At 48.3% G+C, this 12499-nt stretch carries 11 protein-coding genes, 1 tRNA gene, 2 pseudogenes and 1 other annotated feature; of the genes and pseudogenes, 7 read left to right on the top strand and 7 right to left on the bottom strand.

Annotated features, from left to right (window positions below; genetic code table 11):
- The 5 genes and pseudogenes from D5366_RS10280 to gloA2 all read left to right on the top strand — a co-directional run bounded on the left by D5366_RS10280 (position 1) and on the right by gloA2 (position 6309).
- Positions 1-1662 (top strand): GMC family oxidoreductase, encoded by a 1662-nt coding sequence (locus D5366_RS10280; RefSeq protein WP_141493556.1) that lies wholly within the window; start codon positions 1-3, stop codon positions 1660-1662.
- 3 nt (positions 1663-1665) lie between these two features.
- A pseudogene (locus D5366_RS12065) lies at positions 1666-1989 on the top strand (cytochrome c); the annotation flags it as partial.
- Positions 1990-2049: 60 nt separating this feature from the next.
- On the top strand, positions 2050-3072 hold the full coding sequence (locus D5366_RS10275) for a cytochrome c (protein ID WP_240775416.1): 1023 nt from the start codon (positions 2050-2052) through the stop codon (positions 3070-3072).
- Between the two features lie 132 nt (positions 3073-3204).
- Entirely contained in the window at positions 3205-5832 is a 2628-nt protein-coding gene (locus tag D5366_RS10270) for a M1 family metallopeptidase (protein WP_141493554.1), read from the top strand.
- A gap of 78 nt (positions 5833-5910) precedes the next feature.
- The gene (gloA2, locus tag D5366_RS10265) at positions 5911-6309 is read left to right on the top strand and encodes an SMU1112c/YaeR family gloxylase I-like metalloprotein (RefSeq protein WP_141493553.1); all 399 of its coding nucleotides are present in this window, start codon (positions 5911-5913) and stop codon (positions 6307-6309) included.
- Between the two features lie 21 nt (positions 6310-6330).
- Here gloA2 and D5366_RS10260 read toward each other — a convergent pair whose 3' ends face one another.
- The gene (locus D5366_RS10260) at positions 6331-6585 is read right to left on the bottom strand and encodes a hypothetical protein (RefSeq protein WP_141493552.1); all 255 of its coding nucleotides are present in this window, start codon (positions 6583-6585) and stop codon (positions 6331-6333) included.
- 550 nt (positions 6586-7135) lie between these two features.
- Between D5366_RS10260 and D5366_RS10255 the strand changes: the two genes are divergently transcribed.
- Entirely contained in the window at positions 7136-7408 is a 273-nt protein-coding gene (locus D5366_RS10255; RefSeq protein WP_141493550.1) for a packaged DNA stabilization gp4 family protein, read from the top strand.
- 68 nt (positions 7409-7476) lie between these two features.
- A complete protein-coding gene (locus D5366_RS10250) occupies positions 7477-9132 on the top strand; it encodes a right-handed parallel beta-helix repeat-containing protein (protein WP_141493548.1) in 1656 nt (551 codons plus the stop codon).
- Positions 9133-9245: 113 nt separating this feature from the next.
- Here D5366_RS10250 and D5366_RS10245 read toward each other — a convergent pair.
- From D5366_RS10245 to D5366_RS10220, 6 genes and pseudogenes are all read right to left on the bottom strand, one after another.
- Positions 9246-10457, bottom strand: a pseudogene (locus D5366_RS10245) (IS3 family transposase).
- Positions 10065-10181 (bottom strand) — a sequence feature (AL1L pseudoknot). (Overlaps the previous pseudogene by 117 nt.)
- Positions 10454-10819, bottom strand: coding sequence for an IS3 family transposase (locus tag D5366_RS10240; protein ID WP_170211085.1), 366 nt, complete (start codon positions 10817-10819; stop codon positions 10454-10456). Before D5366_RS10240 ends, D5366_RS10245 begins: the two are co-directional and overlap by 4 nt.
- A gap of 101 nt (positions 10820-10920) precedes the next feature.
- Complete coding sequence (locus tag D5366_RS10235; RefSeq protein ID WP_141493545.1) at positions 10921-11262, bottom strand: transposase; 342 nt, start codon at positions 11260-11262, stop codon at positions 10921-10923.
- A gap of 373 nt (positions 11263-11635) precedes the next feature.
- A tRNA-Glu gene (locus tag D5366_RS10230) sits at positions 11636-11711 on the bottom strand.
- A 48-nt stretch (positions 11712-11759) separates the two neighbouring features.
- A complete protein-coding gene (locus D5366_RS10225) occupies positions 11760-12125 on the bottom strand; it encodes a histidine triad nucleotide-binding protein (RefSeq protein ID WP_141493543.1) in 366 nt (121 codons plus the stop codon).
- A 2-nt stretch (positions 12126-12127) separates the two neighbouring features.
- On the bottom strand, positions 12128-12499 hold the full coding sequence (locus tag D5366_RS10220; RefSeq protein WP_141493541.1) for a phosphoribosyl-ATP diphosphatase: 372 nt from the start codon (positions 12497-12499) through the stop codon (positions 12128-12130).

Below are 12499 nucleotides of genomic sequence, written 5' to 3'. Positions count from 1 at the left end.
ATGGTCCACTCCCCAGTTTTCAAGCAAAATGGCAATGTAACTGCTGATGTTGTGGTTATAGGCTCAGGCGCCGTTGGGGCAATGATTGCCCATCAATTAGCATCCGCAGGGCATTCAGTCGTTATTTTGGAGGCAGGACGGCGTTTTAAGCGCTCAGAATTCGTTGAGCGTTGGCGTAATATGCCATTTTATAATCGCGTTCATAATGATTTTCAGGGATTATATCCTCAATCTGATTTGGCGCCGGCACCGTTATATTTCCCCCCCAATAACTACGTTGGTTTAAATGGGCCTAATGGTTCGGCTTACCAGCAAGGCTATTTACGCACTGTTGGGGGTACGACTTGGCATTGGGCTGCCTCGTGTTGGCGCCACCTCCCCGTCGATTTTCGCATGCACTCGACTTATGGGGTTGGTCGTGATTGGCCAATTTCATACGAAGATATAGAACCTTATTATTGCAGGGCTGAAGAAGAAATGGGGGTCTCGGGCCCTCACGACGTGGCTTTGCAATCTCCATCGGAGCGTTCCCGGCCTTATCCGCGCGATATGATACCTTTTGGCTATGCGGATAAACGCGTGGCTGAAATTGTGAACCCGCATGGTTTCAACCTGGTACCTATTCCGCAAGGTCGCAGCATTGCCCCGTATGAGGAGCGGCCAGCTTGTTGTGGCAATAACAATTGTCAGCCTATTTGCCCTATAGGCGCAATGTACAGTGGAATACAGCATGTTGAAAAAGCGGAAGTCGCGGGTGCTGTTACGCTTGATCAAGCTGTTGTTTATAAATTTGATACGGATGAACGTAATCGTATTACGGCAGCCTATTGGTACGATGCTGAACGCAAGTCTCACAAAATAGAAGCGCGGGCTTTTGTGGCGGCTTGTAACGGCATAGAGACGCCGCGTTTGATGCTTTTGGCTGCGAATGAACGTAATCCAAACGGTCTTGCTAATTCATCTGACCAAGTTGGTCGTAACATGATGGATCATTCGGGTGTTCACGCGACCTTTTTAGCGAATGAGCCACTTTGGTTCGGTCGCGGCCCAGCACAATCCAGTTGTATTGTGGGAGCACGAAGCGGCGATTTCCGCTCAAAATACTCAGCAAATAAGATGATTTTAAATAATATTAGCCGCGTAGGCCCCGCTACAGAACAGGCCCTTGCGCTAGGCTTGGTCGGGCAGGAACTGGATGATGAAATCAGGCGGCGTGCAGCGCGTGGGGTTGATCTATCTATCAGCCTTGAGCCGCTTCCTGACCCCAATAATCGCCTGACTTTAAGTGCGACCCGAAAAGACCCTCTGGGGTTGGCATGCCCTGATATTCACTACGATGTTGGTGATTATGTACGAGAGGGCGTGCAGGCCGTAAAAGACCAAGTAGCGCAAATTGCTGCGCTATTAGGTGGAACCGAGGTAAAAGTTACCACTGATTTTAATGCCAATAACCATATTATGGGTGGCTGCATCATGGGCGAGAATAATAAAGATTCTGTCGTTGATGGTTGGTGTAGAACGCATGACCACTTTAATTTATGGCTCCCCGGTGGTGCGGCTATGTGCTCTGCGAGTGTAGTTAACACAACTTTGAGTATGGTTGCCCTCGGACTTCGGGCGGCAGATTCAATTCAAAAAGCATTTCAGAACGGCGAGATCTGAAGAATGTTCAGGTATATTTTTTCAGCTTCTTTGCTGGCGACAGTTTTTGTAATGGCGCCATCACATGCTCTTGCAGATGAAAAATCGTCGGTCCAACGGGGAAAATATCTTGCGGTAGCAGCAGACTGTGCTGCGTGCCATACGGCACCTAATGGGGGAAAATCCTATGCAGGTGGGTACGGTATTGCGTCTCCTATCGGCAGTATTTACTCGACCAACATTACACCATCTAAAAAATTCGGTATTGGAAATTATAGCTTAAATCAATTCAAGGATGTCTTGAGGCGAGGTCTTAGAGCGGATGGTGCTCATCTCTATCCAGCCATGCCTTATACGTCTTATGCGCGTCTCACAGACCAAGACATTGCGGATTTATACTCATACTTTATGAAGGATGTTCCGGCTGTTGATGCGCCATCGCCGGTTACAGCATTACCCTTCCCTTTTAATATTCGCCTTTCGATGGCAGGTTGGAACCTCCTCTTTTTAAATGCAAAACCTTTTAAGCCTGACCCTGCGTTATCTGATAAAGATAATCGCGGTGCATATCTTGCATTAGCTCTTGGGCATTGCGACACCTGCCATACGCCACGCAATGCGCTCATGGCAGAAAATGAAAATTTATCGATGGGTGGTTCACCCCTTGCATCTTGGTATGCTCCAAATATTACGTCCTCTAAAAGAGCTGGTATAGGAGGATGGAGCTCAGACGATGTGGCGCAGTATTTAAAGACGGGTGATGTGCCGGGAAAAGCGCAAGCCGCGGGTCCTATGGCTGAAGCTGTCGAACATAGTTTTCAGTACCTGACCGACGAAGACATAGGGGCTTTAGTCGCATATATTCAAAAAATACCCGCTATTGAAAACTCAGGCAGTGTGAACAAAAGCCAGACTCATGCGCGGGAGGCTTATGGGCAGGCATACAGTGTTGAAAGCACTTTGCGAGGTGCAGAAAATGTAAATTTGGAGAAAGGAGCTTTGGTCTATGATGGCGCGTGCGCTTCCTGTCACCAGCCAGCCGGAATAGGTAGCAAAGACGGATATTATCCCCAACTGTTTCATAATACAGCAACTGGCTCGATTGATCCTAGCAACTTGGTTTCAGCTATTATTTACGGCGTGGATCGCACCATAGGGCAAAAGCATTATTTTATGCCGGGTTTTGGGAAACAATCTTATGCTGAGGAATTATCCGATGCGGATATTGCGGCTGTAGCAAATTTTGTTTTGGTCAAATTTGGGAATGCTGAGGCAAAAATAACCGAAGAACAGGTTAAGGAAATTCGTAATGGTGGTAGCAAGCCACTCATCGGCCGTGTTTCACCGTACATCAAACCTTTTCTTAGCGGCCTTTTAGTACTTGCTATTATTATTCTGGCGTATTTAGTTCGATTAAAAAAACACGATTAATGTTCAATTCGCCAGTTCTTTTTTTTGTGAAAGTAAGGCTTTTATCACGCAGAACGTTGTGCCACGATTGCCCATGTAATGAATTGAAACTTTGGTTTCGTTCTCATTTTAGCCGTAGGACAATGTTCTGTTATGCGCCGTTTTCTGGTTTTAACGACCCTGCTCGCAGGTCTTCCGTTTTCTCACACCGCTCTGGCTGAAAGTACTTTTTCTCTTGGCCAGACACCCGGTGAACTTCCTAAAACGGCCGTCCCCTCGTCTTATGTTATCGACCTGAAAACAGATCTGGAAAAATTGACCCTAAAGGGCAAAGAGCAGATTTCTTTTGAAGTCTTAACGCCGACTGCAGAAATTGTTCTGAACCAAGCAGGGTTAGTGTTATCACGCGCTGTTTTTGACGGCTCACGTGGTGCGGAAATATTTCATGATAACAAGGCTGAGACAGTCACCTTGCGATTAAAGAAACCACTGCCTCCTGGCAAGCATGTGGTGGATATTCAGTATTCGGGACCGATTTTAGAAACACCAAACGGATTATACATTAACGACTACCATACACCCTCCGGTGAGAAGCGCCGCATGCTGGTTAGCCAGTTTGAAGTAGCTGATGCTCGTCGTATGTTCCCGGGTTGGGACGAGCCAGTTTTCAAAGCCACTTACCAACTCAACGTGACTTTGCCTGCAAATGATGTTGCCGTAAGCAACATGCCCATAAAAAACACTCAGTCCGTTAGCGGAACTGAAAAACGGGTCTCTTTTGCAGTTACCCCAAGAATGTCTACCTACCTATTAGCTTTGGTTGCTGGAGACATGGGGTCGCTCCATGGAAGCGCAGACCAAACCCCTATAGGCGTGTATGCGCCAAATGGTCTCCAGGAGCAGGGCCGTTTTGCATTGAATGCTGCTGAGAATATCCTACCCTATTATAATAATTATTTTGGTGTGAAATACCCCCTACCTAAAATGGACATGCTCGCCATTCCTGGAAATTATCAAGCAGGAGCTATGGAGAACTGGGGGGCTTTGACGTATATTGATAACGTATTATTATTTGATCCTAAGAACAGTACTCCACGCACAAAAGAGTTGATTTACGAAGTTGTTGCCCATGAAATGGCGCATCAGTGGTCTGGTGATTTGGTAACCATGGGGTGGTGGAATAATATTTGGTTGAACGAAGGATTTGCATCTTGGATGGAAATCAAAGCTACGGATAAAATGAATCCCGATTGGGATATCTGGCCCCGGCAGCACGAGACCCGCGAAGCAACAATGAGTGTTGATGCACTTTCAACAACGCATCCTATTCAACAAACCATCCATAACGTAAGTGAAGCAAACTCCGCCTTTGACAGTATTAGTTACGGTAAAGGAGAGTTGGTTATACGCATGCTGGAGGGCTGGTTGGGAGAAGATCACTTCCGTGACGGCATGCGTATGTATATGAAAGCTCATGCTTATAACAACGCCACAAGCCAAGATTTATGGAACGCATTGTCTAAAGCGTCTGGGCAGGATGTGGCGGGTGTAGCCCGTAGCTTTACGGAGCAACCCGGTATTCCATTAATTAAGGTAGCATCTACGTGTGCGAACGGTGTCCAGCACTACACCCTCACGCAAAGCCGTTTTGCTATACACGACCCCAAAGCAGCGCCGTTGACATGGTCAATTCCTGTGGTCGCAGGTGGACCCAACCTAGAAAATAAAACATTTGTTCTTGGTAGTGAGCCGGTCCAATTTGACCTCCCGCACTGTCACTCGCCCTTTAAGCTTAATTTGGGCGAAAGCGGTTATTACCGCGTGCAATATGATGATAGTTCTTGGTCAGGAATTAACACAGAAATTGCCAATTTCTCTGCTGTCGATCGTGCGAATATCCTTGGAGATCAATATGCTCTTTTTAGGGCAGGAAAGGCTCCTCTGGCAGCATATCTAGATCTTGCTCAAAAACTCACACAAGGGAATGAGCATGATATTGCAGTACTAGAAGAGATTATTAATGTCCTTTCAGCAATAGATACCAACGAGCATGGAAGTCCTGAGCAAAAAGCGTTCAGGGACTTTGCTATTACTGCGCTACAGCCCTCTATGCAGCGCTTAGGTTGGGATGCGAAACCTAACGAGAGCGTGCTGGATACAATGCTACGCCCCAGTGTTATTGGTGCGCTAGGCGAATTTGGTGATGAAAAAATTTCCGCTGAAGCTCGCGAGCGCTTTAATAAATGGAAAGTAGATCCTTCAGCTTTGGCTCCAAACCTAGTGGGGGTGGTGACTGCGCTGGCAATGAAACAAGCGAATGAAGCAGACTGGTCTTTCATGGCCAATAAAGTCCGCTCCACAGAGTCCACTGAGCTCAAGCTAAGACTTTTTTCAGCAATTGCTTCTGCCCACTCACCAGAACTCATCCGCAAAAACGTACAACTCGCTTACAGCGGCGCTATTCCCAATGGTCGTGTAGCAATCGCACTTTCTATCGTCGCAGGCGCTAGTGAAAACCCAGACTTAGTTTGGAAGTTGGTAAAAGAATACGAGAGTGCCATTCGTGGGCATTTGGCCCCGTGGGCACAAGATGGCTTTCTACCTTCTATTGCTGCACATTCTACGACTCCCTCTACTCTTGAAGCACTGCAAAACGATCCATCGGTCCAGACGTCGAGCGGTGCCAAGCTTGCAACTGAGAAGGCTATAAACTCCGTTCAAGCACGTATTGAAGCTATGAAACTTACGCAAACGCAAATACGTGCTTGGCTTAAAAAATAACATTTAGGTTTAATCGTGTGTAAGTAATTACTTATTATTTACACACAGAAATATCTATTGACCGGATTTGGATTTTTAATGACTAACGATTTTACAAAAATTGAAGCTTTTCATCATGTCGCAATCATTGCGTCAGATTATGAACGGTCCAAATTTTTTTATACAGCAATTTTGGGTTTTCCCATCATTTCTGAGAATTTTCGGCCCGAGCGAAATTCTTGGAAGTGTGATTTGCGAGTCGGAGCAGCGCAGATAGAACTTTTCTCCTTTTCTGATGCCCCCATACGAGTATCAAGGCCAGAAGCTAGAGGGCTGCGGCATCTTGCTTTTGCAGTTAAAGATGTGGCCCTCTTTGTGGGTTACTTAACAAGTAAGGGGGTTATTTGTGAGCCTATACGGGTCGACCCTTATACAGGAAAAAAGTTTACGTTCTTTGCAGACCCTGATGACTTGCCGTTAGAATTATATGAAGCATGAAAGCTCTTCAGTCTCGCTTTCCTAAATTGTGCAGTCTTGATCGAGCCGTAAAAGCATCACTGATGCGGTGCGGTGGTGTTCCTTTTTAGAAAGCCCCGTTAATGCTTGAAGCGGCTCGACTGCGGATGTTACTGCCTCATGATATTTAGTTAGAGTCAGGCGCAGAAGCTTCAAATTTGCTGGACGAATTTTTAGAAGGCGGCGGGCGGCACCCGTCGGGTGGAGGCAAAGGCTTGCCGCTACTGTCCATTGGGGGCGGCGGTGGCTGATCGCCAAAATTACTCATCCCCTGTGGTGGTCTGCCATTGGGCATGCCCGGAGGTGGTCCGCACCTATGGTGCGACTTTTCGCTTTCATTGTGTCCGCTTTTCGTTGTGTCGTTATATGATGAAGTTGCAGTGCCAAGGGCTGTATAAGTTTGGCCGTCATAAACGGTTGTGCTCTGAGCGAAAATTGGCATGGGCACGACACTAATAGCCAGAACGATTAGAGGTTTTATTCGATGGATCATGAACATCTTCCAGGGTACGGTCCCCTACCCTTGGAGCGTGTTGCTCTAATTTTCCAGTAAAGAATGGAAACAGCGTGTTTCTTTCTCTACCCTCTACTTTGACACTGCGGCGGCTTGCTTCATCACTATGGTCTCAGCTCAAACAGTTTCAACGAAACCTGGCAATCGCAGCCCTTTTGATGGTGGGAATTTTCCGTACTAAGCTGTAGGCCTAGCGGCAAACTCTAGCTTTATGCTTTTTACAATCCAACCTTCCCGCAAGCCCAGCTTTACCCTTGGCCCATTCCTCATGCAGGTTTGTGGGAACTGCATGTCGTGTTCAAACAACCATTGCAAGCAGACTTACAGCAAAATGATGCCCTGAACTTACCCCCGGAATATTGGGATGCAATCATGTGGTCACTCGCGGCACGGCTGGCGCCTTCGTATGGGCAAGAAGCTTCAGCTACTGTTACCGCCTTGGCAAAAGCATCGCTTAGTACCATTCGCGCAGCCAACAGTCAGACACCAACGTTAAGTATGCCTAGTATTCTCACACCCTTTAATAATGCGTTTTACTGGCCCGGTTTGGAGATTCAGAAGTTATGAAACGGCTTGTCTTTTTTATAGGATCTCTATTTTGGGCTGGTCAGGTACTTGCGCAAGCGGTTCCGAGCATGTCGCGGCCTGTAACGCTTGCAGGGCCACAAGGCTTGAGCATTGCTTTCTCTAAAAAAGCCGATGTGAATAATGGTGCACTTAATACACCGACGATCAACGCCCCCAATGTTGCAGGCGGCTCTGTGTCTTCTGCTACCATTTCAGGCGGCACGATCTCTGGTGCAAAATTAGATGGCACGAACACACTGGCTGGCATACTCGTTTCTACGTTGCTTGGAGGCGTCATTAACACCGTCCAAATCTTGACAGGAACGAGCGCTACGACGGACTGGACGAGTGTGTTCCAAGCCGCGATCAATACTGTGCAGCAAGCAGGTGGCGGTATTATTCGTATTCCGAACGGCACGTACGCGTTTACCGGACAACTCACAGTAAATACGGATGGGACCGTATTGAAGGGTGACGGTCGCAATACGATCTTAATGCTGAACCAAAATGCCAAAGATTTTCTGATATTCTCCAATTGTACAAAATGCGGCGTCGAAGATCTAACCATTAGTGGTAATACTTCTTACGCTTCTGTATTTCAAAGCAGTAACGTTTACTCACCGTTTATGGTCACTCTTGGATATAATACGAATAGTGCATTTGTACGGCGTGTTGATCTACGATTTGGTTATAATGGCATTCATGTTTACCAATCTAATGGTGAGGATCAAGTCACAGATCACGTCACTTTATCCAGTATGGCTGGGTACTATGGCATTGAATTCGAAGGGTCTGCTCACAACCACTCTTACCGCATGATGGTGAGCAATTTTGTTGCAGGGAACGTGCCGTCATATTCATACGGTAATATCAATGCGGCAGGACCAGGCTGGAAAGCTTCAACGGCCTATACGCCTAGTCAAACCGTGCAATCACCAGATGGTACAATTTGGACGTGTATATCTGGCGGAACATCGGGCGGCACACCGCCAACGGGCATCCCGGGTAGCGGCGCAAGTACATGGAATGCAACCGTTCTTGATGGCAGTGTGACATGGGCGTTTACCTCGGGGCCCATGTCGTGGATTGTGCAGAACAGCTACGCTTACTCTATGATTATTCGCAATGCAGCTCTCTTGGGGGGTGTGCATGGCGTGCGGGTAACAGATACGGCCAATACGAGCAGCAGCCACCCTCAATGGATGTGGGCTTCGGATCTTGAGATTGATCATCCACAATATGTTGGGATCGATTTGCAGTCTGAGGACGGTTTTTACTGTGACTCCTGCTGGATTGGTTCTCAAGGTGGGTATGCGGTCGAGATTGGTCCAAACTCGACTGATGTGCACTTCACTAACGGCCGAGCTGCTTATAATGGCGGCGGCGGTTTCTATCTAAGCAAGCCCACCAATGTAACGATTTCAAGCATGAGCATTGGTTTAAATTGCGGGGCCGCCGTTAATGCGGGGGACACGCAATGTGCGGGTATTTACATTGCTGATGGAACAACGGGGGTGGCGATCACAGGGAATATTATCGGCACGCTTGGGAACCCGCAAAACAAAGTTAATCCGCAACTGTATGGCGTTTATTACGTGGGTGGGAGCAGCACAGGTTACACACAAGTTGTTGGGAATGTGTTGCTCAACAATGCCACGGCTTCAATCTTTAACAACAACCAGGGTCCGAACAACAACCAAGCCAACAACTCAGCGAGTAACTAATATGTGGTATTATGTGGTCGAAGGAAACATTATCACGGGAAAAACAACAGCCCCTGCTGAGGGGCGGTTAGATGTGAACTGCCCCGGGTTTTCTGGAGACGTTTTTATCGGGTTTAAGCGGCTAAAGCATGCGTTAAATTCTGTTTGTAGAAGCGTGCTTCGGCCTCTGCGGGTGTGATATTGCCGATGGATGAGAGAATACGGCGATTATTGAACCAGTCGACACATTTGAGGGTTGCAAGTTCAACGTCACGTTTTCCTTTCCATGGCCCTTGCCGATAGATCAACTCGGTTTTGTAGAGGCCGTTGATTGTCTCTGCGAGAGCGTTGTCACAGGAATCTCCGACACTGCCTACGAATGTGACAAGCCCTGCTTCAGCAAGGCGTTGTGTGTAACGTAGACTGACATATTGACTGCCGCGATCGGAATGATGGGTGACTGAACCCGCGGGATTTCGCGTGGCTAATGCTTGTTCCAAAGCATCAAGAACAAACGCAGTTTCAGCACTGGACGAGACGCGCCAGCCAACGATCACACGACGGGCAAAGACATCAATGATAAAGGCGACATAAACAAAGCCTTGCCGTGTGGAGACATAGGTAAAGTCAGGCACCCATAATTGGTTTGGGGCAGGAGCCCGAAACTGGCGGTGTACCAGATCCTCTGGGCAGGGCCGTGCGGGGTTAGACCGCGTGGTTTTGAGCTGTTTTCCGCGCACAGCCCCTTTGAGGCCCAGGCGCTTCATCAAACGTTCGACCGTACAACGTGCCACCGTGACCTTCTCACGTTTGAGCTGATGCCAGACTTTACGAGCCCCATACACACAGAAATTCTCGGTCCAAATTTGTCGAATATGCGTGCACAGTGTTTAATCCCTTTGAGCCCGTGCAGAGGGCGCGTTCTGGCGGCGACGGTGAGCGTAATAAACCGATGGTGCAATCGGCAAGACCTTGCAAATTGACCCGACACCATAGGTTTGACGCTGCTCATCAATGAAGCGCGTCATGGTTTGAAGTGACGGCCGAGTTCCGCCTAGGCAAAATACGCTGACGCCTTGCGTAAAATCTCATTTGCCTGGCGTAACTCTCGGTTCTCACGCTCCAACTGGCGGATCCGCTCCCGCTCGGAAACAGTTACGCCTTCTGGGCCCTGCGCTTGTTCGTAAACACGCGTCCATTTCGTTAGCGTATCTGGGTGAATATCCAGCTTCGGGGCGATCAAACACCGCAGCATACCGCGAGGCGTAGTTCTTTTTCTCTTCCAAAACCATGCGCGCTGCACGCTCACGAAATTCAGACGGAAAACGCTTCGTTCTCGTACTCATAAATCAACTCTACCTCTGCGAACTTTCTGTCTCCAGAAAGCCCGGGGCAGTTCACCGATGACGCGCCTACTGAACAGGTCGATAGCAACGGTGAGGTAGAGCCAGCCTTCGTTTGTCCAAATGGCGCTGATATCGCCGGCCCAATTTTGGTTGGGAGCTGCCGCCTGAAAGTTACAATCCTGAAGCTTATCAGCAAAACTAAGCGTATGGCGGCTATCCGTCGTTACTTTGTGGCGACGCGTGCGTATAAGCCGGATCCCGTTCGCTTTCATTAACCAACCGGCGCGGCGCTCACCGACCTCAAGGCCTGCAACCTTGAGGTCCGCGGTCATCCGAGGGCGGCCATAAGTTTGATGGCTCAAAGTATAATATTCCCGGATATGCGTTAACACCTTTAAATCCGTGCGTTGGCGTTGAGAAACAGGCCTAGAAACCCAAGCGCGATATCCCCGTGGGGAAACATCTAAAACCCTGCAGAGACGGTCGATGGACCATCTCTCACGATGCTTACGAATGAAAGAAAACCTCGCGTCTCTCGGCTCGCAAAGAACTGTGTGGCTTTTTTTAAGATTTCCCTCTCCTCCCGTAAAAAACGGTTTTCACGGCGCAAACGCTCATTCTCAAAGGCAAGGTCTGTCTGCGCATCAAGGGATATGTCATCGGTCGGACGATACTGAGAAATCCAATGTGACAGCGTCGATTGGCCAACGTCTAGATCCGAGGCAACACGCCCTCGTGGTAAACCGCTAGTCAGGGCAATCCTTACCGGCTCACGACGGAATTCTTCTGTCTGCTTCACTGCCATAATGACTTGTCTCCAAATGAAAGAGTAAGATACTCAATTCACCGGCACAAAACCGTCATAAGTCCAACTTATAGCAAGGCGGATCAGCAAGCCCTGGCAGCAGAACTCCACGCCCATCCAGCACCGCAGACAATACGGTTCATCGGCGACTATATCAGGCTGGGCAATCAAGTCCGAGTGTGTGCAGAGCGATAGTCTAATAGTTTTATCAATTTTTGATTACACTGTTCAGCTTCGGCCCTCACCATAGGGAAACATTTTCGCATTATGGTGGTGTGGAGAAGTGGCTTTAACCTAGATAAGAGGACCCTATTTTGGTCCTATTGGACCACTACATGACCTATGGATAAATTAGAAAACCCAGCAGAATCAATGGTGTCCCGTACGGGATTCGAACCCGTGTTGCCGCCGTGAGAGGGCGGTGTCCTAGGCCTCTAGACGAACGGGACTAGGGCGAAGGGGTTAATACGCCCTCACCTCGCCTAGTGCAAGCCCTTTTACATCTTTTTTGATAAAATCGGTCCTAGGGGGGTGCCGGCTAGAAGGTGAACGTGGAAGTGAGGAACTTCCTGCCCTGCGTCGGCACCGGAGTTGCTGATAGCTCTAAAGCCGTCTTGCACCAAATTACGCTCTTCAGAAATAACTGAAACAGCACGCCAAAAACCATTGAGCTCTTCTGACGAGGCGTACTTGCCAAAATCGAAAAGAGAGACATAGGGCCCTTTTGGGATAACCAAAATATGCGTAGGTGCATGCGGGGCTATATCATAAAAGGCCAACGCATATTCGTCTTCGTAAACTTTATTGCAGGGAATTTCCCCGCGGAGGATACGGGCAAAGATATTTTCACTATCGTAATGCATATTTATTTTGAGTCCAATTTCTTTGGGCTGCGTGAGGCTTTTTCAACTATTCCGCTCGTTCCTTCCCGACGGAGCAATTCACTCCAGACCTCATCAAGCGTTACCCCACAATCGACCAACATAACAATCAAGTGGTACAGCACATCAGCGCTTTCGCTTACCAATTCTTTTCGATTGCCATTAACGGCCTCGATCAGACATTCGACGGCTTCTTCGCCAAATTTTTGCGCAACTTTATTTCTGCCCCTCGCCATCAGTCTCGCTGAGTGACTGAGGCTTGGGTCGGTACCACGGCGGGACAAAACCGTCTCGTATAAGCGGTGTAAGATGTGGTCCGCAGGCACCGTCTCGTTTTTTTTGGGGGCTTTGGCCAC

The sequence above is a fragment of the Neokomagataea tanensis genome (assembly GCF_006542335.1).
Lineage (GTDB): Bacteria > Pseudomonadota > Alphaproteobacteria > Acetobacterales > Acetobacteraceae > Gluconobacter > Gluconobacter tanensis.
Note: the sequence above shows the minus strand (reverse complement) of the source record. Positions and strands in the feature narration are given on the sequence as shown.